This is a genomic window from Pseudomonas sp. B21-009, from assembly GCF_024749345.1.
Classification (GTDB): Bacteria; Pseudomonadota; Gammaproteobacteria; order Pseudomonadales; family Pseudomonadaceae; genus Aquipseudomonas.
In genome coordinates this window covers 5,086,283-5,110,325 of sequence record NZ_CP087199.1, presented here as the reverse complement: position 1 = coordinate 5,110,325, position 24,043 = coordinate 5,086,283, and the positions used below count along the sequence as shown (strand labels likewise).

The window sequence follows — 24,043 nt, the reverse complement described above, 5'->3', positions numbered from 1 at the left end:
TTGCGCTGGGTTATGAGCGAATGTGTACAAGCTGTGTTGCCGGCCCTTGAACCTGGGTTTTGCGACCCCATATAGCCGGCAGACGCGCGAGGAATGCTCGCAGACCTTATTCGAGAGGAGAGATTTTATGGCTGACGAACAGCTGGATGAACAGAATCTGAACGCCGAAGCGACTGGCGACCAAGAGCTGAGCGCCCGCGTGCAGGTGCTCGAAGAGCAGCTGGCGGCGGCCCAGGATCAATCCCTGCGCACCGCCGCCGACCTGCAGAACGTGCGCCGCCGCGCCGAGCAGGACGTAGAAAAGGCGCACAAGTTCGCCCTGGAAAAATTCGCCGGTGACCTGCTGCCGGTCATCGACAGCCTCGAGCGCGGCCTGGAACTGTCCAGCCCCGACGACGAGAGCATTCGCCCGATGCGCGAAGGTATCGAGCTGACCCTGAAGATGTTCCACGACACCCTCAAGCGCTACAACCTCGAGGCCATCGACCCGCATGGCGAACCGTTCAATGCCGAGCACCATCAGGCGATGGCCATGCAGGAAAGCGCCGAGGTCGAGCCCAACAGCGTGCTCAAGGTGTTCCAGAAGGGCTACCAGCTCAACGGTCGCCTGCTGCGCCCGGCCATGGTCGTGGTCAGCAAGGCCCCGGCAGCGGTTTCGCCGTCGATTGACGAGCAGGCTTGAAATCGTTTTCGGCGCCCCCATCTAGGTGTCAAGCATTCAAGTATTACCGCAGTTAGCCACCACTGCTGCGGCAACCAAATTCAAGTTTCGGGAGAGTTAACATGGGTAAAATCATCGGTATCGACCTGGGGACCACCAACTCCTGTGTCTCCATTCTGGAAAACGGTAACGTCAAGGTCATCGAGAACGCCGAAGGCGCTCGTACCACGCCGTCGATCATCGCCTACGCCAACGATGGCGAAATCCTGGTTGGCCAGTCGGCCAAGCGCCAGGCGGTCACCAACCCGCACAACACCCTGTACGCGGTAAAACGTCTGATCGGTCGTCGCTTCGAAGAAGAAGTGGTGCAGAAAGACATCCAGATGGTTCCGTACAAAATTGTCAAAGCTGACAATAACGACGCCTGGGTTGAAGTGAACGGCCAGAAAATGGCACCGCCACAAATCTCGGCTGAAATCCTGAAAAAGATGAAGAAGACCGCCGAAGACTACCTCGGCGAGCCAGTGACCGAAGCGGTGATCACCGTTCCGGCCTACTTCAACGACAGCCAGCGCCAGGCCACCAAAGACGCCGGCCGTATCGCCGGTCTGGACGTCAAGCGGATCATCAACGAGCCGACCGCGGCTGCGCTGGCCTATGGCATGGACAAGGCCAAGGGCGATCACACCGTGATCGTTTATGACCTGGGTGGCGGTACCTTCGACGTTTCGGTAATCGAAATCGCCGAAGTCGATGGCGAGCACCAGTTCGAAGTTCTGGCCACCAACGGTGACACTTTCCTCGGTGGTGAAGACTTCGACATCCGCCTGATCGACTACCTCGTCGACGAGTTCAAGAAAGAAAGCGGCATGAACCTCAAGGGTGACCCGCTGGCTATGCAGCGCCTGAAAGAAGCCGCTGAAAAGGCCAAGATCGAGCTGTCTTCGAGCCAGATGACCGACGTCAACCTGCCGTACATCACTGCAGACGCCACCGGTCCTAAGCACCTGAACGTGAAGATCTCCCGCGCCAAGCTGGAATCGCTGGTAGAAGACCTGGTTCAGCGCACCATCGAGCCATGCCGCATCGCCATGAAAGACGCCGGTATCGACGTCAGCAAGATCGACGACGTGATCCTGGTCGGCGGTCAGACCCGTATGCCGCTGGTGCAAAAAGCGGTTACCGACTTCTTCGGCAAAGAAGCGCGTAAAGACGTCAACCCGGACGAAGCGGTTGCCATGGGTGCTGCCATCCAGGGTGCGGTACTGGCCGGTGACGTCAAGGACGTATTGCTGCTGGACGTCAGCCCGCTGACCCTGGGTATCGAAACCATGGGCGGCGTGATGACCGCGCTGATCGAGAAGAACACCACTATTCCGACCAAGAAGTCGCAAGTGTTCTCGACTGCCGATGACAACCAGGGCGCCGTGACCATTCACGTGCTGCAAGGTGAGCGTAAGCAGGCTGCTCAGAACAAGTCCCTGGGCAAGTTCGACCTGGCCGACATTCCACCTGCTCCACGTGGTGTGCCACAAATCGAAGTGACCTTCGACATCGACGCCAACGGCATCCTGCACGTCGGCGCCAAAGACAAGGCCACTGGCAAGACCCAGTCGATCGTGATCAAGGCCAACTCCGGCCTGTCTGATGAAGAAATTCAGCAGATGATCCGCGACGCTGAAGCGAACTCGGAAGAAGACCGCAAGTTCGAAGAGCTGGCCGCTGCCCGTAACCAGGGTGATGCACTGGTTCACTCGACTCGCAAGATGGTCGTTGACGCGGGTGACAAGGTCACTGCCGACGAGAAAACCGCGATCGAAGCGGCTGTGGTTGCCCTGGAAGCCGCCATCAAGGGCGACGACAAGGCTGCCATCGACGCTAAAGTCGAAGAGCTGTCGAAGGTCTCGGCTCCGGTTGCCCAGAAGATGTACGCCGAGCAGTCGGCTGAACAGCCTCAGGGTGGCGCTCAGCAAGCTGAGCCGGAAGCCAAGCACGACGACGTCGTCGATGCCGAGTTTGAAGAAGTCAAAGACAACAAGTAATTGCTACAGGTTGTCGGCCAGTTGACTGTTTATTGATGGTTGGCTGGTAGGATGTCGCCGCGCGGGGGCTTGCTCCCGCGTTGGCGTGTCTGCAATACCCGAATTTTTACAGCATCTGTCAGCCGCCCGTGGGGCAGGTGAGGCGGGTGCTGGCGGCACAGCGCGGAATGCGCAGAGGTTTGCCGAACGTCCTCAAGAGTGCAAAGACTTATGGCAAAGCGTGACTATTACGAAGTTCTGGGAGTTGAGCGCGGCTCCAGTGAAGCGGACCTGAAGAAGGCCTATCGCCGCCTGGCGATGAAGCATCACCCGGACCGTAATCCTGATGACAAGGACTCGGAAGAGAAATTCAAGGAAGCCAACGAGGCTTACGAAGTGCTCTCCGATGCCAGCAAGCGTGCGGCCTATGACCAGTATGGTCATGCCGGCGTGGATCCGAGCATGGGTGGCGGCGGTGCCGGTTTCGGCGGCGCGAACTTCTCGGATATCTTCGGCGATGTGTTCAGCGATTTCTTCGGCGGTGGCCGTGGTGGTTCGCGCGGTGGCGCCCAGCGTGGCAGCGACCTGCGCTACACCCTGGAACTGAACCTGGAAGAAGCCGTGCGCGGCACCACGGTCAATATCCGTGTGCCGACGCTGGTCAACTGCAAGCCGTGCGACGGTTCCGGGGCCAAGAAAGGCTCGTCGCCGTCGACCTGCCCGACCTGTGGCGGTATCGGCCAGGTGCGCATGCAGCAGGGCTTCTTCTCGGTCCAGCAGACCTGCCCGCGCTGCCACGGCCAGGGCAAGATCATCACCGACCCGTGCGATTCGTGCCACGGCGAAGGGCGCATCGAAGAGTACAAGACCCTGTCGGTCAAGGTCCCGGCTGGCGTTGATACCGGCGACCGTATTCGTCTGTCTGGTGAAGGTGAAGCCGGTTCGCACGGCGGCCCGACTGGCGACCTGTACGTTGTCATCAACGTGCGTGAGCACCCGATTTTCCAGCGCGACGGCAAGCACCTGTACTGTGAAGTGCCGATCAGCTACACCGACGCTGCCCTGGGTGGCGAGCTGGAAGTGCCGACCCTCGATGGCCGGGTCAAGCTGAAGATCCCGGAAGGCACTCAGACCGGCAAGCAGTTCCGTCTGCGCGGCAAAGGTGTGGCACCGGTTCGCGGTGGTGGTGCCGGTGACCTGATGTGCCGGGTCGCGGTGGAAACCCCGGTCAACCTCAGCCGTCGCCAGCGTGAGCTGCTCGAAGAGCTGCGTGATTCGCTGGAAGGCGACAGTTCCCACTCGCCGAAAGCCAATGGCTGGTTCGAAGGCGTGAAACGCTTCTTCGGCGATCTGTAAGAAGGAATAGGGCATGCGACGTATAGCGGTAATGGGCGCTGCAGGGCGCATGGGCAAGACCCTGATCGAAGCGGTGCAGCAAACCCCGGGTGCCGGGCTGACCGCAGCGATCGATCGCCCGGACAGTTCGCTGGTCGGCGCTGATGCCGGTGAACTGGCGGCTCTGGGCCGAATCGGTGTGTTGTTGTCGGACGACCTGGCCAAGGTTGCCGACGAGTTCGACGTGCTGATCGACTTCACTCACCCCTCGGTGACCCTGAAGAACCTGGCGTTCTGCCGCAAGGCAGGCAAGGCGATGATCATCGGCACCACCGGTTTCTCGGTCGAAGAAAAGCAACTGCTGGCCGAGGCGGGCAAGGACATTCCTATCGTCTTCGCCGCCAACTTCAGCGTTGGCGTCAACCTCAGCCTCAAGTTGCTGGACATGGCGGCGCGGGTGCTGGGCGATGATGTCGATATCGAGATCATCGAGGCGCACCACCGGCACAAGGTCGATGCGCCGTCGGGTACCGCGCTGCGCATGGGTGAAGTGGTTGCCAATGCCCTGGGCCGTGACCTGCAGGAAGTGGCGGTATATGGCCGTGAAGGCCAGACCGGCGCGCGTGATCGCAAGACCATCGGTTTTGCCACTGTGCGCGCTGGCGATGTGGTTGGTGATCACACCGTGCTGTTCGCTGCCGAAGGTGAGCGCCTGGAGATCACCCACAAGGCCTCCAGTCGCATGACCTTCGCCAAGGGGGCGGTACGTGCCGCGCTGTGGCTGGACGGGCGCGAGCCTGGCTTGTACGACATGCAGGACGTGCTCGACCTGCGTTGACCTGCGCTGTATCCCCTGTGGGAGCGGGCTTGACCCGCGATTGCGGTTTGTCTGTCACGCCGCAATCGCGGGTCAAGCCCGCTCCCACAAGACCCTCCCAGTGCGCCCTGTCGCATTCCTGCGCCTTTCAGGCACATCAGTGGTAGACCAAAAAAGCGTTTTTCTGTAAGCTACAGCTTTAGTGTGTCCACTAAAAGCGCGCAGATAATTCGACGAAGAAAGCGGGGTGACGTGTCTATACGTCATTCCGCTTTTTTGCAACCTGCGATCGCCCCTTCAGGCTTGATTTACGGGAGGTCTTCTTGACTAAGCCAGCCATACTCGCCCTTGCCGATGGCAGCATTTTTCGCGGTGAAGCCATTGGAGCCGACGGACAAACCGTTGGTGAGGTGGTGTTTAACACCGCAATGACCGGCTATCAGGAAATCCTGACTGACCCTTCCTATGCGCAGCAAATCGTTACCCTGACTTACCCGCACATCGGCAACACCGGTACCACGCCGGAAGACGCCGAGTCCGACCGCGTCTGGTCGGCGGGCCTGGTGATTCGCGACCTGCCTCTGATCGCGAGCAACTGGCGCAACAAGCAATCCCTGCCTGACTACCTCAAGGCCAACAACGTGGTTGCGATCGCAGGTATCGACACCCGTCGCCTGACCCGCATCCTGCGTGAGAAGGGCGCGCAGAACGGCTGCATCCTCGCCGGCGACAACATCAGCGAAGAGGCTGCAATCGCCGCCGCTCGCGGTTTTCCGGGCCTGAAGGGCATGGACCTGGCGAAAGTCGTCAGCACCAAGAGCAGCTACGAATGGCGCTCCAGCGTCTGGGAGCTGAAGACCGACAGCCACGCCACAATCGAGGCGTCCGAGCTGCCTTACCACGTGGTTGCCTACGACTTCGGCGTCAAGCTGAACATCCTGCGCATGCTGGTTGCCCGCGGTTGCCGCCTGACCGTAGTGCCGGCGCAAACCCCGGCCAGCGAAGTTCTGGCACTCAACCCTGATGGCGTGTTCCTGTCCAACGGCCCTGGCGATCCGGAGCCTTGCGACTACGCGATCCAGGCGATCAAGGACATCCTCGAAACCGAGATCCCGGTATTCGGCATCTGCCTGGGCCACCAGTTGCTGGCCCTGGCCTCCGGTGCCAAGACCGTGAAAATGGGTCATGGTCACCACGGCGCCAACCACCCGGTCCAGGACCTGGACACCGGCGTGGTCATGATCACCAGCCAGAACCACGGCTTTGCGGTTGACGAAGCGACCCTGCCGGGCAACGTGCGCGCCATCCACAAGTCGCTGTTCGACGGTACCCTGCAGGGTATCGAGCGCACCGACAAGAGCGCGTTCAGCTTCCAGGGCCACCCTGAAGCCAGCCCGGGCCCGACCGACGTCGCGCCACTGTTCGACCGTTTCATCGATGCCATGGCCAAGCGCCGCTGAGCATCTGGCGAGAAGGCCCTGGACCGGTGCAAGCCGCGTTCAGGTGCCGCCCCCAAGATTGTTCAATGCGGCTTGCCGACTGACCTGCGGAATTGAGTGACAACCCATGCCAAAACGTACAGACATCAAAAGCATCCTGATTCTCGGCGCTGGCCCGATCGTGATCGGCCAGGCCTGCGAATTCGACTACTCCGGCGCCCAGGCCTGTAAAGCCCTGCGCGAAGAGGGCTACCGCGTCATCCTGGTGAACTCCAACCCGGCCACCATCATGACCGACCCGGCCATGGCCGACGCCACCTACATCGAGCCGATCAAGTGGCAGACCGTTGCCAAGATCATCGAGAAGGAGCGTCCTGACGCGCTGCTGCCGACCATGGGTGGCCAGACTGCCCTGAACTGCGCCCTGGACCTGGAGCGCGAAGGCGTTCTGGAAAAGTTCGGCGTAGAGATGATCGGCGCCAACGCCGACACCATCGACAAGGCTGAAGACCGTTCGCGCTTCGACACCGCCATGAAGGCCATTGGCCTTGAGTGCCCGCGCTCCGGCATCGCCCACAGCATGGAAGAGGCCAACGCGGTGCTCGAGAAGCTCGGCTTCCCGTGCATCATCCGTCCGTCCTTCACCATGGGCGGCACCGGTGGCGGCATCGCCTACAACCGTGAAGAATTCGAAGAAATCTGCGCCCGTGGTCTGGACCTGTCGCCAACCAAAGAGCTGCTGATCGACGAATCGCTGATCGGCTGGAAAGAGTACGAGATGGAAGTGGTCCGCGACAAAAAGGACAACTGCATCATCGTCTGCTCGATCGAGAACTTCGACCCGATGGGCGTGCACACCGGTGACTCGATCACCGTGGCGCCAGCACAGACCCTGACCGACAAGGAATACCAGATCATGCGCAACGCCTCGCTGGCGGTGCTGCGTGAAATCGGTGTCGAGACCGGCGGTTCCAACGTGCAGTTCGGTATCTGCCCGGACACCGGCCGCATGGTCGTGATCGAGATGAACCCGCGGGTTTCCCGTTCCTCGGCGCTGGCCTCGAAAGCCACCGGCTTCCCGATCGCCAAGATCGCCGCCAAGCTGGCCGTCGGTTACACCCTCGACGAGCTGCAGAACGACATCACCGGCGGCCGTACCCCGGCGTCCTTCGAGCCGTCGATCGACTACGTCGTCACCAAGCTGCCGCGTTTCGCCTTCGAGAAATTCCCGAAAGCCGACGCCCGCCTGACCACCCAGATGAAATCCGTGGGTGAAGTCATGGCCATCGGCCGGACCTTCCAGGAATCGCTGCAGAAAGCCCTGCGCGGCCTGGAAGTTGGCGTTTGCGGCCTGGACCCGAAAGTCGACCTGGCCAGCCCTGACGCTGCCAGCATCCTCAAGCGCGAGCTGACCGTGCCGGGCGCCGAGCGCATCTGGTACGTCGCCGACGCCATGCGTTCGGGCATGACCTGCGACGAAATCTTCGCCCTGACCGGTATCGATCACTGGTTCCTGGTGCAGATGGAAGACCTGATCAAGGAAGAAGAGAAGGTCAAGACCCTGGCCCTGTCGGCGATCGACAAGGACCTGATGCTGCGTCTGAAGCGCAAGGGCTTCTCTGACCAGCGTCTGGCCAAGCTGCTGGGTATCACCGACAAGAACCTGCGTCGTCACCGCCACAAGCTGGAAGTGTTCCCGGTCTACAAGCGCGTCGACACCTGCGCCGCCGAGTTCGCCACCGACACCGCCTACCTGTACTCGACCTATGAGGAAGAGTGCGAGGCCAAGCCGTCGACCCGTGACAAGATCATGATCCTCGGTGGCGGTCCTAACCGTATCGGCCAGGGTATCGAGTTCGACTACTGCTGCGTGCACGCAGCACTGGCCCTGCGTGAAGACGGTTACGAGACCATCATGGTCAACTGCAACCCGGAAACCGTCTCCACCGACTACGACACTTCCGACCGCCTGTACTTCGAGCCGCTGACCCTGGAAGACGTGCTGGAAGTGGTTCGCGTCGAGAAGCCCAAAGGCGTGATCGTCCACTACGGCGGCCAGACCCCGCTGAAACTGGCCCGCGCCCTGGAAGAAGCCGGCGTACCGATCATCGGTACCAGCCCGGACGCCATCGACCGCGCCGAAGACCGCGAGCGTTTCCAGCAGATGGTTCAGCGCCTGAACCTGCTGCAGCCGCCAAACGCCACCGTGCGCAGCGAAGACGAAGCGATTCGCGCTGCCGGCGTGATCGGTTACCCGCTGGTGGTTCGCCCGTCCTACGTACTGGGCGGCCGCGCCATGGAGATCGTCTACGAGCTGGACGAGCTCAAGCGCTACCTGCGTGAAGCGGTGCAAGTGTCCAACGACAGCCCGGTGCTGCTCGACCACTTCCTCAACTGCGCCATCGAGATGGACGTGGATGCGGTCTGCGACGGCACCGATGTGGTGATCGGCGCGATCATGCAGCACATCGAACAAGCCGGTGTTCACTCTGGTGACTCGGCGTGCTCGCTGCCACCGTACTCGCTGCCGGCCCATGTGCAGGACGAAGTGCGCGAGCAGGTCAAGAAAATGGCCCTGGAGCTGGGCGTTGTCGGCCTGATGAACGTGCAGCTGGCCCTGCAGGGCGACAAGATCTACGTGATCGAAGTCAACCCGCGCGCCTCGCGTACCGTACCGTTCGTCTCCAAGTGCATCGGCACCTCGCTGGCGATGATTGCCGCGCGCGTCATGGCTGGTAAATCGCTGAAGGAAATCGGCTTCACCAAGGAAATCATTCCTAACTTCTACAGCGTCAAGGAAGCGGTGTTCCCGTTCGCCAAGTTCCCGGGTGTTGACCCGATCCTCGGCCCTGAGATGAAATCCACCGGTGAAGTCATGGGTGTCGGCGACAGCTTCGGTGAAGCCTTCGCCAAGGCCCAGATGGGTGCCAGCGAAGTGCTGCCGACTGGCGGTACCGCGTTCATCAGCGTGCGTGACGACGACAAGCCACAAGTGGCCGACGTTGCCCGCGACCTGATCGCCCTGGGCTTCGAAGTGGTTGCCACCGTCGGTACCGCCAAGGTCATCGAAGCGGCTGGCCTGAAAGTGCGTCGCGTGAACAAGGTGACCGAAGGTCGTCCGCACGTGGTCGACATGATCAAGAACGACGAAGTGTCGCTGATCATCAACACCACCGAAGGTCGTCAGTCGATCGCCGACTCCTACTCGATTCGTCGCAATGCGTTGCAGCACAAGATCTACTGCACCACCACCATTGCGGCCGGTGAAGCCATCTGCGAAGCGCTGAAGTTTGGTCCGGAAAAGACCGTTCGCCGCTTGCAGGATCTGCATGCAGGACTCAAAGCATGAGCATTACCAAGTACCCGATGACCGTCCAGGGCGCTCGCGCCCTGGAGGAAGAGCACCTGTTCCTGAGCAAGACCGAGCGTCCGCGCCTGAGCCAGGCCATTGGTGAGGCCCGTGAGCTGGGCGACCTCAAGGAAAACGCCGAGTACCACGCTGCCCGTGAAGAGCAGGGTATGGTCGAGGCGCGTATCCGCGATATCGAAGGCCGTCTGCAGAACTCGGTGGTGATCGACGTCACCACCATTGCCCATACCGGCAAAGTGATTTTCGGCACCACCGTAGTGTTGGCCAACACCGAAACCGACGAAGAGGTGACCTACCAGATCGTTGGCGAGGACGAGGCGGACGTCAAGAACGGCAAGCTCTCGGTCGGTGCGCCGATCGCCCGCGCCATCATCGGCAAGGAAGAGGGCGATACCGTGGTGATCAAGACGCCAAGCGGTACGGTCGAGTACGAGATTGTCGAAGTCAAACACATCTGACCGACGCCGCGGCTTTGCCGCGGCCGCGGTAATCTGGCAACTGACCCAGGTGTTCTGGGTTGGCGGCCTGTGGATGTTGCATTTCGGTTTGCTACCGGCGTTGGGCAAGATTGGCCTGGCGCCGCTGCTGATCGAGGATATCGGCAGCCTGATGGCATCGTTGCTGGTCGCGTTTGCGGCGTTTTGCGCAGGCGTGCAGGCACTCGTGCTGATGCAGGCTCAGGGCCTGGCCAGTCTGTGGCGGGATATGCGGGGGCAATTGCTGTCGATGGCGATGCTGGCGTGCGTGGTGTATTTCGCCTTGCGCGTGGGCATGCCGGAGGAGTTGCGCTGGCAGCTGTTCTGCTACCTGGTGCTGGGCCTGACCGGCTTGTTGCTGGTCATGCAGCCCGTGCCGGGCAGGGCGCGCAAGGCGCGCCACTGACCGCGGCGAACATCACTTGTAACGGTGGATGTTCGACAGCTGTTTGTTCGGCTGTGGATTGCGGCGATAGATCAGCGCCTTCTTGCCGATGGTCTGTACCAGTTCGGCGCGGCCGGCCTTGCACAGCGCGGCGATTGCGGCGGCACGTTCTTCGCGATCTTCGGAGCGAATTTCGACCTTGATCAGTTCGTGATCGGCCAGGGCGCGTTCGAGTTCGGCGATAACCCCTTCAGTCAGCCCATTGCCTGCCACAATCAGAACTGGTTTCAGATCGTGGCCAATGGATTTGTACTGTTTCTTCTGCTCGTTATTGAGCGGCATAATCTGACCCTTTGTCTGATTCTGTAAAAATGGCGGCCATTTTACCCGAGGGCCCGTGGATCCGCCCAGTTAATCACGACCCTTATCATCGAGGTGCCCAATGGCGCGTTCCAAGACAAGCCTTGGCTGGCTGAAAGAACACTTCAACGATCCTTACGTTAAAAAAGCGCAAAAGGATGGTTATCGCTCGCGTGCGAGCTATAAATTGCTGGAAATCCAGGAAAAGTACCGGATTATCCGCCCCGGCATGAGTGTCGTCGACCTCGGCGCGGCGCCCGGTGGCTGGTCGCAGGTGACCAGTCGTCTGATCGGCGGTCAGGGCCGTTTGATCGCCTCCGATATCCTCGAAATGGACAGCATTCCCGACGTTACCTTCATCCAGGGCGACTTTACCCAGGACGAAGTGCTGGCGCAGATTCTCGAAGCAGTGGGTAATTCACACGTAGACCTTGTGATTTCCGATATGGCCCCCAATATGAGTGGTACGCCTGCCGTGGATATTCCCAAGGCCATGTTTCTCTGTGAGCTGGCCCTTGATCTGGCGACCCGGGTACTCAAGCCGGGTGGTGATTTTTTGATCAAGATTTTCCAGGGCGAAGGGTTTGACGTATACCTCAAGGACGCTCGTCAGAAATTCGACAAGGTCCAGATGCTCAAGCCTGATTCTTCGCGGGACCGCTCCCGCGAGCAGTACTTGCTGGCGCGGGGGTATCGCGGCGAGTAGGGGCGTCAGGCCGGCGGCTTCCAGGGTATCCGATAGTTTTTTCCAATCGGCTCTCCTGCCTGACCTGGATGTACTTCGTGTAGTCTAGGTTTCACAAAGGGTTACAGACGGCGCCTGCAGATGTGTAGGTTATGTAGTAAGTTAAGCCGGTGAATATCATGCGAGGCACGGCTGCGCCGTCAGCCGGCTTCAGAGGGTAGCTAATTGAACGATATGGCAAAGAACTTGATCCTGTGGTTGATCATCGCGGCTGTCCTGGTGACGGTGATGAACAACTTCTCCAGCCCGAATGAGCCGCAGACCCTCAACTATTCCGACTTCATTCAGCAGGTCAAGGATGGCAAGGTCGAGCGCGTTGCGGTCGACGGCTACGTCATTACCGGTAAACGCACCGATGGCGACAGCTTCAAGACCATCCGTCCGGCCATTCAGGACAACGGCCTGATCGGTGATCTGGTCGACAACCACGTCGTGGTTGAAGGCAAGCAGCCAGAGCAACAGAGCATCTGGACCCAACTGCTGGTCGCCAGCTTCCCGATCCTGGTCATCATTGCCGTATTCATGTTCTTCATGCGCCAGATGCAGGGCGGCGCCGGTGGCAAGGGCGGGCCGATGAGCTTCGGCAAGAGCAAGGCGCGCCTGCTCTCCGAAGACCAGGTAAAAACTACCCTGGCCGACGTTGCCGGTTGCGACGAAGCTAAAGAAGAAGTCGGCGAGCTGGTTGAGTTCCTGCGCGATCCGGGCAAATTCCAGCGCCTGGGCGGTCGTATTCCGCGCGGCGTGCTGATGGTCGGCCCGCCAGGTACCGGTAAAACCCTGCTGGCCAAGGCCATTGCCGGCGAAGCCAAGGTGCCGTTCTTCACCATTTCCGGTTCCGACTTCGTCGAGATGTTCGTCGGTGTCGGTGCCAGCCGTGTTCGCGACATGTTCGAGCAGGCCAAGAAGCACGCACCGTGCATCATCTTCATCGACGAAATCGACGCCGTCGGTCGCCATCGTGGCGCCGGCATGGGTGGCGGTCACGACGAGCGCGAGCAGACCCTCAACCAGTTGCTGGTAGAGATGGACGGCTTCGAAATGAACGACGGCATCATCGTCATCGCCGCGACCAACCGTCCGGACGTACTCGACCCGGCGCTGCTGCGTCCAGGCCGTTTCGACCGCCAGGTTGTCGTTGGCCTGCCGGATATCCGCGGTCGTGAGCAGATCCTCAAGGTGCACATGCGCAAGGTGCCGATTGGCGACAACGTCAATCCAGCCGTTATTGCCCGTGGTACCCCGGGCTTCTCCGGTGCCGACCTTGCCAACCTGGTCAACGAAGCCTCGTTGTTCGCTGCCCGTGGCGGCAAGCGCGTGGTCGAGATGAAAGAGTTCGAGCTGGCCAAAGACAAGATCATGATGGGCGCCGAGCGCAAGACCATGGTCATGTCCGAGAAAGAGAAGCAGAACACTGCTTATCACGAAGCTGGCCATGCCATTGTCGGTCGCGTCGTGCCCGAGCACGATCCGGTCTACAAAGTGTCGATCATCCCTCGCGGCCGGGCACTGGGTGTAACCATGTTCCTGCCTGAGGAAGACCGTTACAGCCTGTCCAAGCGCGCGCTGATCAGCCAGATCTGCTCGCTGTACGGCGGCCGTATCGCCGAAGAGATGACCCTGGGCTTCGATGGTGTCACCACCGGTGCCTCCAACGACATCATGCGGGCCAGCCAGATTGCCCGCAACATGGTCACCAAGTGGGGCCTGTCGGAAAAACTCGGTCCTTTGATGTATGCCGAAGAAGAGGGCGAGGTGTTCCTCGGTCGCAGCGCCGGTTCCCAGCACGCCAGCGTCTCCGGTGAAACCGCCAAGCTGATCGACTCCGAAGTGCGCAGCATCATTGACCAGTGCTATGCCACGGCCAAGCAGATCCTCACCGAGAACCGCGACAAGCTCGACGCCATGGCCGATGCGCTGATGAAGTACGAGACCATCGATGCCGATCAGATCGACGACATCATGGCCGGTCGCGAGCCACGCGAGCCGCGTGACTGGGAAGGTGGATCAGGCACTCCAGATGCCTCGGCACCACGCCCCGAGTCGCCGATCGGCGGTCCAGCGGCGCAAGTCTAAGGGCATATATGACTTCACAGCAGTACCCGACCCGGTTGCCTTGCGGCAACCGGGTTCTTGATTTGTCCCGTACCCATGTCATGGGTATCCTCAATATCACCCCCGATTCCTTCTCCGATGGTGGTCGCTTCACTCAGCGTGATGCGGCCTTGCGCCACGCCGAGGCGATGGTGGCTGCCGGCGCAACCCTGGTCGATGTCGGTGGCGAGTCCACTCGCCCAGGCGCTCGCGCGGTATCGGCACTGGAAGAGCTGGAGCGTGTCGCGCCTATCGTCGAAGCGATCAATCGCGAACTCGATGTGATCATCTCGGTCGATACCTCGACGCCAGCCGTAATCCGCGAGTCGGCCAGGCTTGGTGCCGGGTTGATCAACGATGTGCGCTCGCTCAGTCGTGATGGCGCCCTGGATGCTGCGGCAGCCACTGGTTTGCCGGTGTGCCTGATGCACATGCGCGGTGAGCCCGGCGACATGCAGGACGATCCTCAATACCAGGATGTCACCGCCGAGGTGGCGAGCTATCTTGAAGAGCGAATGGCTGCGTGTGCGGCCGTGGGCATCGAGGCCGAACGGATCATCCTTGATCCGGGTTTCGGCTTTGCCAAGACCCTCGGGCACAACCTCAGCCTGTTCAAGCACATGGACGCGCTCTACCGCTTGGGGCGTCCGTTGCTGGTGGGCGTTTCACGCAAGAGCATGATCGGCCTGGCCTTGGGCCGTCCGGTCGGTGAGCGGCTCTATGGCAGCCTGGCCCTGGCTGCGCTGGCGATGACCAAGGGCGCGAGCATACTGCGCGTTCACGATGTCGCCGAAACCGCCGATGTAGTGCGGATGATTGCTGCGGTGCAAGCCGCCGAATAAGAGTGATGGAGCATCTATGAGCAGAAAATATTTTGGTACCGACGGTATTCGTGGCCGTGTCGGCGAATACCCCATCACCCCTGACTTCATGCTCAAGCTCGGCTGGGCGGCTGGCATGGCCTTTCGCAAGCAGGGTGCCTGCCGGGTGTTGGTGGGTAAAGACACGCGCATTTCCGGCTACATGTTCGAGTCGGCTCTGGAAGCAGGCCTTTCCGCCGCCGGCGCCGATGTGATGCTGCTGGGGCCGATGCCGACCCCGGCCATCGCCTACCTGACCCGTACCTTCCATGCCGAAGCGGGCATCGTCATCAGTGCCTCGCACAACCCCCATGACGACAACGGCATCAAGTTCTTCTCCGGCCAAGGCACCAAGCTGCCGGATGAAGTCGAGCTGATGATCGAGGAGTTGCTCGATCAGCCTATGACCGTGGTTGAATCGAGCAAGCTGGGCAAGGTCTCGCGCATCAACGATGCGGCCGGTCGCTACATCGAGTTCTGCAAGAGCAGCGTGCCGAGCAGCACCGATTTCGCCGGCCTCAAGCTGGTGGTCGACTGCGCCCACGGCGCTACCTACAAGGTTGCGCCCAGCGTGTTCCGCGAGCTGGGTGCCGATGTCACCGTGCTATCGGCGCAGCCTGACGGCCTGAACATCAACGAAAACTGCGGCTCGACCCATATCGAGTCGCTGCAGGCGGCGGTGCTGGTTGGTCATGCCGATCTGGGTATTGCCTTCGATGGCGACGGCGATCGGGTGCTGATGGTGGACCACACGGGCACCATCGTCGATGGTGACGAACTGCTGTTCATCATCGCCCGTGACCTGCACGAGCGCGGCAAGCTGCAGGGCGGGGTGGTGGGTACCCTGATGAGTAATCTGGGCCTGGAACTGGCCCTGAAGGACCTGGATATCCCGTTCGTGCGCGCCAAGGTCGGTGACCGCTACGTGATGGCCGAGCTGCTGGAGCGCGATTGGGTGATCGGTGGCGAGAACTCCGGGCACGTGGTGTGCTGCAACCACACCACCACCGGTGATGCGATCATCGCCGCGCTGCAGGTGCTGATGGCCCTCAAGCGCCGTGAGGAAACCCTCGCCCAGGCTCGCCAGGCCCTGCGCAAATGCCCGCAGGTGCTGATCAATGTGCGCTTCGGCGCGAGCAAGGTCGACCCGCTTGAGCATCCGGCCGTTCAGGAAGCCAGTGCCAAGGTTACCGAGGCCCTGGCCGGTCGTGGCCGTGTGCTGCTGCGCAAGTCCGGGACAGAGCCTCTGGTGCGGGTAATGGTCGAAGGCGAGGACGAAAGTCAGGTGCGCGGCCACGCCGAAGCCCTGGCAAAACTGGTAAGTGAAGTTTGCGTTTGAAATAGGCTTGCCAGAGGTGATCGGGTTGGGTAACATCTGCGCCCTCTTTGACCGACGAGGTACAGCATGCGTCGCCCTATGGTAGCTGGTAACTGGAAGATGCACGGTACCCGCGCCAGCGTCGCTGAGCTGATCAAGGGCTTGAGTAATCTCGCCCTGCCGAGCGGTGTCGAGGTCGCGGTGTTTCCCCCCGCCCTGTACATCAATCAGGTAATTGATGGCGTACAAGGCAAGGCGATCGCCGTCGGCGCTCAGAATTCTGCGGTACAGCCTGAGCAAGGCGCACTGACCGGTGAGATTGCACCGAGTCAACTGGCCGAGGCAGGTTGCGAGCTGGTACTGATTGGGCACTCCGAACGCCGCCAGATCATTGGCGAGAACGACGAAGTCCTCAATCGCAAGTTCGCTGCGGCACAGGCTTGCGGTTTGAAGCCGGTGCTCTGTGTAGGGGAAACCCTCGAAGAGCGCGAAGCGGGTAAAACGCTTGAGATTGTCGGGCGTCAGCTGGACAGCGTCATCGAAGCGTTCGGTGTCGAAGTCTTCGCCAGTGCGGTGATTGCCTATGAGCCTGTATGGGCCATCGGTACAGGGCTGACGGCCTCGCCACAGCAGGCTCAGGATGTGCATAAAGCCATTCGCGAGCAGCTGGCGGCAAAGAACCCGGAAGTCGCGGCGAATGTGCGGCTTCTATACGGCGGCAGCGTGAAGGCGGCCAATGCGGCTGAACTGTTCGGCATGCCGGATATCGATGGGGGCCTGATTGGTGGGGCTTCCCTGAACGCAGACGAATTCGGTGCAATTTGTCGCGCCGCAGGAAACTGAAAAATGCTGGAAACAGTGATCGTTGTTTTGCATCTGTTGGGCGCGCTGGGTTTGGTAGTGCTGGTGTTGCTGCAACAGGGTAAAGGTGCGGAAGCGGGTGCATCTTTCGGCGCAGGTGCTTCAAATACTGTGTTCGGAAGCCAAGGTTCTGCTACCTTTCTGAGTAAGTTTACTGCTATACTAGCTGCCTCTTTCTTCTTAACTGCTCTTGGGTTAGGATACTTTGCTAAGGAGAAAGCTCACGAGCTGACTCAAGTAGGGTTGCCAGATCCAGCGGTCTTGGAAGTGAAGCAGCAAAAGCCGGCAACAGATGATGTACCGGTGCTCCAGGAGCAGAAGAGCGAAGCCACTAACACTGGCGATGTTCCTCCCGCTCAAGAGCAGAAGTAACGGGTTTCAAAGTAGTATTGCCGAGGTGGTGGAATTGGTAGACACGCAACCTTGAGGTGGTTGTGCCCATAGGGTGTAGGGGTTCGAGTCCCCTTCTCGGTACCAATTGAAACAAGACAGCCCGCTACAGCGGGCTTTCTTGTAGGTGGAGGTTAGATTGACCCTGTCGGGGTTCGGTCGTATACTTTCGCCCCAGCTTTGTCGCGGGGTGGAGCAGTCTGGTAGCTCGTCGGGCTCATAACCCGAAGGTCGTTGGTTCAAATCCAGCCCCCGCAACCAGTTTCAGCGGAGCCCCTTTTGCAGGGGCTTTTTCTTGGCTGAACAGTCATAACGCCGGTATTCAACGGCGTATCAGGGATGGGCGCTTTGCCCATTTTTTATTTGCATAGCATGCACGAGGGGGTTCAGGTGTCGAGCAAGCTAGAACAGTTGCAGGCCTTGTTGGCCCCGGTGGTCGAGGCTCTTGGCTATCAATGCTGGGGGATCGAATTCATCTCTCAAGGCAAACATTCGGTACTGCGTATCTATATCGATAAAGAGGATGGAATCCTGGTTGATGACTGCGCGATTGTCAGTCGTCAAATCAGCGGTGTTCTCGATGTCGAAGATCCGATCAGTTCCGAGTACACCCTTGAAGTGTCCTCTCCTGGCATGGAACGCCCACTGTTCACCTTGGAACAGTTCGCTTCGCATGCCGGTGAACAAGTGAAGATCAAGCTGCGTACGCCCTTTGAAGGTCGTCGTAACTTTCAGGGCCTTCTCCGTGGCGTGGAGGAGCAGGATGTTGTGGTCCAGGTGGATAACAACGAATTCCTGTTGCCGATCGACTCGATCGACAAGGCCAACATTATTCCCAGTTTTGACTGAGACGTGCCGGATCCCGCGGACCGCGCGGATCCAATGGCTTGCGAAAGGCGAGGCGTACGATGAGCAAAGAAGTACTGCTGGTTGTTGAGTCGGTATCCAACGAAAAGGGCGTACCGGCCGGCGTAATTTTTGAAGCGCTGGAAGTGGCCCTGGCCACTGCAACCAAAAAACGTTTTGACGACGAAGTCGACCTGCGTGTGGAAATCAACCGCCACACCGGTAGCTACGAAACCTTCCGTCGCTGGACTGTCGTCGAAGAAAAGGATCTGGACGATCCGGCGATCGAAGTGTGGCCAGCGAAGATTCAGGACACCCATCCTGAAGCCAAGGTCGGTGACGTGATCGAAGAGAAGATCGAGTCGATCGAGTTCGGCCGCATTGCCGCCCAGACCGCCAAGCAAGTCATCGTCCAGAAGGTCCGTGAAGCCGAGCGCGCTCAAGTGGTAGATGCCTACCGCGAGCGTCTGGGCGAGATCATCTCCGGCACCGTCAAGAAGGTCACCCGTGACAACGTCATCGTTGACCTGGGCAACAACGCCGAAGCGTTGCTGGCCCGTGAAGACATCATCTCCCGCGAGACTTTCCGTGTCGGTGTGCGCCTGCGTGCACTGCTCAAGGAAATCCGCACCGAGAACCGCGGCCCGCAGTTGATCCTGTCGCGTACCGCGCCACAGATGCTGATCGAACTGTTCCGCATCGAAGTGCCGGAAATCGCCGAGGGCCTGATCGAAGTCATGGCCGCGTCCCGTGATCCGGGTTCGCGCGCCAAGATCGCCGTGCGCTCCAAGGACAAACGCATCGACCCGCAAGGTGCCTGTATCGGCATGCGCGGTTCGCGTGTCCAGGCGGTGTCCGGTGAACTGGGTGGCGAGCGTGTGGACATCGTCCTCTGGGATGACAACCCTGCACAGTTCGTCATCAACGCCATGTCGCCGGCTGAAGTCGCGGCGATCATCGTCGATGAAGACGCCCACGCCATGGACATCGCCGTGGGTGCCGACAACCTGGCCCAGGCGATTGGCCGTGGTGGCCAGAACGTGCGCCTGGCCAGTCAGTTGACCGGCTGGACCCTGAACGTGATGACCGAATCGGACATCCAGGCCAAGCAGCAAGCTGAAACCGGTGACATCCTGCGCAACTTCATCGACGAGCTGGAAGTCGACGAAGAGCTGGCACAGGTGCTGGTCGATGAAGGCTTCACCAGCCTGGAAGAGATTGCCTACGTACCGCTGGAAGAAATGCTCAACATCGACGGCTTTGACGAAGACATCGTCAACGAGCTTCGTGCTCGCGCCAAGGATCGCCTGTTGACCAAAGCCATCGCTACTGAGGAAAAGCTGGCAGACGCCCATCCGGCCGAAGACCTGCTCTCGCTTGAGGGTATGGACAAGGATTTGGCGATGGAACTGGCGGTGCGCGGCGTAGTTACCCGCGAAGACCTGGCCGAGCAGTCGATTGATGACCTGCTCGACATCGACGGCATCGACCAAGAGCGTGCCGGCAAGTTGATCATGGCCGCCCGAGCCCACTGGTTCGAGTAATTAGGCGCGGCCTGAGGAGAGAAGTGCATGACGCAAGTCACGGTGAAAGAATTGGCCCAAGAGGTCGCTGCACCGGTAGAGCGCCTGCTGCAGCAGATGCGTGAGGCAGGTCTGCCGCACACCGACGCCGGTCAGGTAGTGACCGACAATGAGAAGCAGGCATTGCTGGCTCATTTGAAGAGCAGCCACAAGGCAAAAGTGGAAGAGCCGCGCAAGATCACCTTGCAGCGCAAAACCACCAGCACCCTGCGTGTCGCCGGTAGCAAGAGCATCAGCGTAGAAGTACGCAAGAAGAAAGTATTCGTTCAGCGCAGCCCGGAAGAAATCCAGGCCGAGCAGAAGCGCGAGCTGGAAGAGCGCCGTGCAGCGGAAAACGCTGCCCGCGAAAAGGCCGATGCCGAAGCACGTCAGCGTGCCGAGGAAGAGTCCCGTCGCCAGCCAGCCGCTGCCAACGCCGCACCGGCTGCTGCCGCTGCGCCGGCTCCAGCGCCTGTAATCGAAGCCGCAGCCGCCGATGCTCCGGCACCGGTTGCCGAGCGCAAGAAAGACGACGTGCGTCGCAGCGACAAGTCGCGTGACGACGAGCGTCGTGGCGGCGAGCGCCGTAACGAAGCGCCGCGTGTTTCGGTCAAGGTCAAGGAAAAGGAAAAGGCGCCTACCCCGCGTGCCGCTCCGCGTACCACCGACGAAGAAAGCGATGGCTTCCGTCGTGGTGGCCGTGGCAAGGGCAAGCCGAAGAAGCGCAACGCCCACGGTTTCCAGAACCCGACCGGTCCGGTTATCCGCGACGTGCAGATCGGCGAGACCATCACGGTTTCCGACCTGGCCAACCAGATGTCCGTCAAGGGCGCTGAAGTGGTCAAGTTCATGTTCAAACTGGGCACTCCGGTGACCATCAACCAGGTGCTCGACCAGGAGACAGCTCAGCTGATCGCCGAAGAGCTGGGCCACAAGGTCACCCTGGTCAGCGACACCGCCCTGGAAGATTCCCTGGCCGAGTCGTTGAAGTTCGAAGGCGAGACCTTCTCCCGTGCACCAGTCGTGACCGTAATGGGTCACGTTGACCACGGTAAGACCTCGCTGCTCGACTACATCCGTCGTGCCAAGGTTGCTGCTGGCGAAGCCGGTGGTATTACCCAGCACATCGGTGCGTACCACGTGGAAACCGACCGCGGCATGGTCACCTTCCTCGACACCCCTGGCCACGCCGCGTTTACCGCCATGCGTGCCCGTGGTGCCAAGGCGACCGACATCGTGATCCTGGTGGTTGCGGCGGACGACGGCGTGATGCCGCAAACCCGCGAAGCGGTCCAGCACGCCAAGGCTGCCGGTGTTCCGCTGGTGGTTGCGGTGAACAAGATCGACAAGCCAGGTGCCGACCTCGATCGTATCCGTAACGAACTGGCCGTCGAAGGCGTCACTTCCGAGGACTGGGGTGGAGATACTCCGTTCGTCAAGGTGTCGGCGAAGATGGGTACCGGTGTCGACGAACTGCTCGAAGCGGTCCTGCTGCAAGCCGAGATCCTCGAACTCAAGGCCACTCCATCGGCTCCAGGTCGTGGTGTGGTGGTTGAATCGCGTCTGGACAAGGGCCGTGGCCCGGTGGCTACCGTGCTGGTTCAGGACGGTACCCTGCGTCAGGGCGACATGGTCCTGTGCGGTTCGAACTACGGTCGCGTACGGGCTATGCTCGACGAGAACGGCAAGCCTGTTAAGGAAGCCGGCCCGTCGATCCCGGTCGAGATCCTCGGCCTGGATGGCACTCCGGACGCCGGTGACGAGCTGTCGGTAGTGGCTGACGAGAAGAAAGCCCGTGAAGTTGCCCTGTTCCGTCAAGGCAAGTTCCGCGAGGTCAAACTGGCTCGCGCTCACGCTGGCAAACTCGAGAACATCTTCGAGAACATGGGCCAGGAAGAGAAGAAGACCCTCAACATCGTGCTCAAGTCCGATGTTCGTGGTTCTCTCGAGGCCCTGCAGGGCTCCCTGAGCGGCCTGGGCAACGACGAAGTACAGGTTCGCGTGATTGGCGGCGGTGTCGGTGGTATCACCGAGAGCGATGCCAACCTGGCCCTGGCGTCCAATGCAGTACTGTTCGGCTTCAACGTGCGTGCCGATGCCGGCGCGCGCAAGATCGTCGAGCAGGAAGGTCTGGATATGCGTTACTACAACGTGATCTACGACATCATTGAAGACGTCAAGAAAGCCCTGACCGGCATGCTCGGCAGCGATGTTCGCGAGAACATCCTGGGTATCGCCGAAGTGCGTGACGTGTTCCGTTCGCCGAAGTTCGGCGCCATCGCCGGCTGCATGGTCGTCGAGGGTGTGGTCTACCGCAACCGTCCGATCCGCGTACTGCGCGAGGACGTGGTGATCTTCGAAGGCGAGCTGGAATCGCTGCGTCGCTTCAAGGACGATGCGTCCGAAGTACGTGCCGGCATGGAATGCGGTATCGGCGTCAAGAGCTACAACGACGTCAAGGTCGGCGACAAGATCGAAGTCTTCGAGAAAGTCCAAGTGGCTCGTACGCTCTAAGCCGCGAGCATGGGAACCGCCAATCGCCCGCCCCAGGGCGCCGCTTGGCGGCTCTGAACGCAACGCCCGGTCCGGCTCTAGCCTGGCCGGGCGTTTGCCGCTTTAGTTACAGGTAGCAAAAATGGCAAAAGAATATAGCCGTACCCAACGCATCGGCGATCAGATCCAGCGCGAGCTGGCCCAGTTGATCCGTCGTGAAGTCAAGGACCCGCGCGTCGGCGTGGTCACCATTACCGCTGTGGATGTCAGCCGCGATGTCGGCCATGCCAAGGTGTTCATCACCTCCATGGGCCAGGAAGGCGCGGAAGACATCAAGCAGACCCTCAAGGTGCTCAACGGCGCGGCCAGTTTCCTGCGCGTGCACCTGGGCAAGGAAATGCAACTGCGCAGCGTGCCGCAACTGCATTTCCACTATGACGAAAGCATCAGTCGCGGTGCCCACCTGTCGGCCCTGATCGAGCGCGCCGTCGCCGAAGACAAGCTGCACCAGGCTGCCGACACGCCCCTGGACACCAAGGAGTAAGCGGTGGCTCAGGTCAAGCGTATCCGTCGTAACGTCAGCGGCATCATCCTGCTCGACAAGCCGTTGGGGTTCACCTCCAACGCTGCCCTGCAGAAGGTCCGCTGGCTGCTCAATGCCGAAAAGGCCGGGCACACCGGCAGCCTCGATCCACTGGCCAGCGGCGTGCTGCCGCTGTGCTTCGGTGAGGCGACCAAGTTCTCGCAATACCTGCTCGATTCCGACAAGGGCTACGAGACGGTCATGCAACTGGGTCAGACCACCACCACGGGCGATGCCGAAGGTGAAGTGCTGAAAACCCGTGACGTGACCGTTGGTCGCGCCGATATCGAAGCGGTTTTGCCACAATTTCGTGGTCAAATCAGTCAGATACCGCCGATGTACTCGGCCCTCAAGCGTGACGGCCAGCCGCTGTACAAGCTTGCCCGTGCAGGTGAAGTAGTGGAGCGCGAGGCGCGTTCTGTTACTATTAACCGCTTGGAATTGCTCGAGTGCGAAGGCACCCGTGTCCGGTTGTCGGTCGGCTGCAGCAAAGGCACCTACATCCGCACCCTGGTCGAGGACATCGGCGAGGTGCTCGGTTGCGGAGCCTATGTCGCTGAACTGCGCCGTACGCACGCCGGTCCTTTCGAGCTGGCCCAGACCGTGGCCCTCGAAGAACTCGAAGCGGTCCACGCCGAAGGTGGCAACGAAGCGGTCGATCGTTTCCTGATGCCATCGGACAGCGGTCTGCTGGACTGGCCACTGTTGCAGTTCTCCGAGCACAGTGCGTTCTACTGGCTCAATGGTCAGCCGGTCAGAGCCCCCGACGCGCCGAAGTTCGGCATGGTCCGGGTACAGGATCACAACGGTCGCTTCATCGGCATCGGTGAAGTGAGCGAAGACGGGCGCATCGCGCCGCGTCGCTTGATTCGGTCAGAATGATCGAAACCTTCAGTGTCAGGCCCAGGCCTGGCACTGGTGGTAAAGAGGATGGCTGTTAATAGGCACGGTCACGCCTCACTTTATGAATACAGGGAGCAGTCCCTGGCCTATTGGAAGCCGTTTGTTCGGTTTCCCTTGATTTGGAGAAGCCAGATGGCACTCAGCGTTGAAGAAAAAGCAAAGATCGTTGGCGAATACCAGCAAGCCGCCGGTGACACCGGTAGCCCGGAAGTACAGGTTGCTCTGCTGACCGCCAACATCAACAAGCTGCAAGGCCACTTCAAGGCCAACGGCAAAGACCACCACTCCCGTCGTGGTCTGATCCGCATGGTTAACCAGCGTCGCAAGCTGCTGGACTACCTGAAAGGCAAGGACACCACCCGTTACAGCGCCCTGATCGGTCGTCTGGGTCTGCGTCGCTAATAGCGGCCTGGCCAGTGGTGTGCACGGCGTGCTGCAGTCACCGCACGGAGCCTTTGGCCCCCGTGTCGGTGAGCACGCCTTGCCTATCTATGAGGTTGGCTGTCTGTCTCGCCTGAGCGGTTTAC

At 60.5% G+C, this 24,043-nt stretch carries 21 protein-coding genes and 2 tRNA genes; 22 read left to right on the top strand and 1 reads right to left on the bottom strand.

Going from position 1 to position 24,043, the window contains the following annotated elements; translation table 11 throughout:
* The first annotated feature begins 127 nt into the window (after nt 1–127).
* The 8 genes from grpE to LOY34_RS23525 all read left to right on the top strand — a co-directional run bounded on the left by grpE (nt 128) and on the right by LOY34_RS23525 (nt 10,525).
* Complete coding sequence (gene grpE, locus LOY34_RS23560; RefSeq protein ID WP_045199745.1) at nt 128–682, top strand: nucleotide exchange factor GrpE; 555 nt, start codon at nt 128–130, stop codon at nt 680–682.
* A 101-nt stretch (nt 683–783) separates the two neighbouring features.
* Nucleotides 784–2,703, top strand: coding sequence for a molecular chaperone DnaK (gene dnaK, locus LOY34_RS23555; protein ID WP_038998651.1), 1,920 nt, complete (start codon nt 784–786; stop codon nt 2,701–2,703).
* A 210-nt stretch (nt 2,704–2,913) separates the two neighbouring features.
* A complete protein-coding gene (gene dnaJ, locus LOY34_RS23550; protein ID WP_045199742.1) occupies nt 2,914–4,038 on the top strand; it encodes a molecular chaperone DnaJ in 1,125 nt (374 codons plus the stop codon).
* Nucleotides 4,039–4,051: 13 nt separating this feature from the next.
* Nucleotides 4,052–4,855, top strand: coding sequence for a 4-hydroxy-tetrahydrodipicolinate reductase (gene dapB / locus LOY34_RS23545; protein WP_038998653.1), 804 nt, complete (start codon nt 4,052–4,054; stop codon nt 4,853–4,855).
* A gap of 302 nt (nt 4,856–5,157) precedes the next feature.
* Entirely contained in the window at nt 5,158–6,294 is a 1,137-nt protein-coding gene (gene carA, locus LOY34_RS23540; protein WP_045199740.1) for a glutamine-hydrolyzing carbamoyl-phosphate synthase small subunit, read from the top strand.
* A 106-nt stretch (nt 6,295–6,400) separates the two neighbouring features.
* Nucleotides 6,401–9,622, top strand: coding sequence for a carbamoyl-phosphate synthase large subunit (gene carB / locus LOY34_RS23535; RefSeq protein ID WP_195885066.1), 3,222 nt, complete (start codon nt 6,401–6,403; stop codon nt 9,620–9,622).
* Nucleotides 9,619–10,101 (top strand): transcription elongation factor GreA, encoded by a 483-nt coding sequence (greA, locus tag LOY34_RS23530; protein WP_176794211.1) that lies wholly within the window; start codon nt 9,619–9,621, stop codon nt 10,099–10,101. The genes carB and greA overlap by 4 nt, the downstream gene beginning before the upstream one ends.
* Nucleotides 10,079–10,525: an MFS transporter gene (locus tag LOY34_RS23525; protein WP_184959383.1), complete on the top strand. Its 447-nt coding sequence runs from the start codon at nt 10,079–10,081 to the stop codon at nt 10,523–10,525. Before greA ends, LOY34_RS23525 begins: the two co-directional genes overlap by 23 nt.
* Nucleotides 10,526–10,537: 12 nt before the next feature.
* Here LOY34_RS23525 and yhbY read toward each other — a convergent pair whose 3' ends face one another.
* Entirely contained in the window at nt 10,538–10,846 is a 309-nt protein-coding gene (yhbY, locus tag LOY34_RS23520; protein WP_038606752.1) for a ribosome assembly RNA-binding protein YhbY, read from the bottom strand.
* A 100-nt stretch (nt 10,847–10,946) separates the two neighbouring features.
* Between yhbY and rlmE the strand changes: the two genes are divergently transcribed.
* The 14 genes from rlmE (at nt 10,947) to rpsO (ending at nt 23,918) form a co-directional block, all read left to right on the top strand.
* Nucleotides 10,947–11,570 carry a 23S rRNA (uridine(2552)-2'-O)-methyltransferase RlmE gene (gene rlmE / locus LOY34_RS23515; RefSeq protein WP_010222974.1) on the top strand — a complete coding sequence of 208 codons (624 nt, stop codon included), beginning with the start codon at nt 10,947–10,949 and terminating at the stop codon, nt 11,568–11,570.
* A gap of 213 nt (nt 11,571–11,783) precedes the next feature.
* Complete coding sequence (gene ftsH / locus LOY34_RS23510; protein ID WP_038998658.1) at nt 11,784–13,682, top strand: ATP-dependent zinc metalloprotease FtsH; 1,899 nt, start codon at nt 11,784–11,786, stop codon at nt 13,680–13,682.
* A gap of 8 nt (nt 13,683–13,690) precedes the next feature.
* A complete protein-coding gene (folP, locus tag LOY34_RS23505; RefSeq protein WP_045199728.1) occupies nt 13,691–14,542 on the top strand; it encodes a dihydropteroate synthase in 852 nt (283 codons plus the stop codon).
* A gap of 16 nt (nt 14,543–14,558) precedes the next feature.
* Nucleotides 14,559–15,899 carry a phosphoglucosamine mutase gene (gene glmM, locus LOY34_RS23500; RefSeq protein ID WP_045199725.1) on the top strand — a complete coding sequence of 447 codons (1,341 nt, stop codon included), beginning with the start codon at nt 14,559–14,561 and terminating at the stop codon, nt 15,897–15,899.
* Between the two features lie 66 nt (nt 15,900–15,965).
* Entirely contained in the window at nt 15,966–16,721 is a 756-nt protein-coding gene (tpiA, locus tag LOY34_RS23495; RefSeq protein ID WP_045199723.1) for a triose-phosphate isomerase, read from the top strand.
* Nucleotides 16,722–16,724: 3 nt separating this feature from the next.
* On the top strand, nt 16,725–17,111 hold the full coding sequence (gene secG / locus LOY34_RS23490) for a preprotein translocase subunit SecG (RefSeq protein ID WP_038998663.1): 387 nt from the start codon (nt 16,725–16,727) through the stop codon (nt 17,109–17,111).
* A 19-nt stretch (nt 17,112–17,130) separates the two neighbouring features.
* Nucleotides 17,131–17,216: transfer RNA gene (locus LOY34_RS23485), tRNA-Leu, on the top strand.
* A gap of 97 nt (nt 17,217–17,313) precedes the next feature.
* A tRNA-Met gene (locus LOY34_RS23480) sits at nt 17,314–17,390 on the top strand.
* A gap of 129 nt (nt 17,391–17,519) precedes the next feature.
* Nucleotides 17,520–17,978: a ribosome maturation factor RimP gene (gene rimP / locus LOY34_RS23475; RefSeq protein ID WP_045200046.1), complete on the top strand. Its 459-nt coding sequence runs from the start codon at nt 17,520–17,522 to the stop codon at nt 17,976–17,978.
* Between the two features lie 59 nt (nt 17,979–18,037).
* Entirely contained in the window at nt 18,038–19,519 is a 1,482-nt protein-coding gene (gene nusA, locus LOY34_RS23470; RefSeq protein WP_010222981.1) for a transcription termination factor NusA, read from the top strand.
* A 27-nt stretch (nt 19,520–19,546) separates the two neighbouring features.
* Nucleotides 19,547–22,051, top strand: coding sequence for a translation initiation factor IF-2 (gene infB / locus LOY34_RS23465; protein WP_045199720.1), 2,505 nt, complete (start codon nt 19,547–19,549; stop codon nt 22,049–22,051).
* A 121-nt stretch (nt 22,052–22,172) separates the two neighbouring features.
* Nucleotides 22,173–22,574, top strand: coding sequence for a 30S ribosome-binding factor RbfA (gene rbfA / locus LOY34_RS23460; protein ID WP_045199718.1), 402 nt, complete (start codon nt 22,173–22,175; stop codon nt 22,572–22,574).
* A 3-nt stretch (nt 22,575–22,577) separates the two neighbouring features.
* The gene (gene truB / locus LOY34_RS23455; protein WP_258664062.1) at nt 22,578–23,495 is read left to right on the top strand and encodes a tRNA pseudouridine(55) synthase TruB; all 918 of its coding nucleotides are present in this window, start codon (nt 22,578–22,580) and stop codon (nt 23,493–23,495) included.
* Nucleotides 23,496–23,648: 153 nt separating this feature from the next.
* Nucleotides 23,649–23,918, top strand: a complete 270-nt coding sequence (gene rpsO, locus LOY34_RS23450; RefSeq protein ID WP_010222985.1) for a 30S ribosomal protein S15 — start codon at nt 23,649–23,651, stop codon at nt 23,916–23,918.
* The last annotated feature ends 125 nt before the right edge of the window (nt 23,919–24,043 follow it).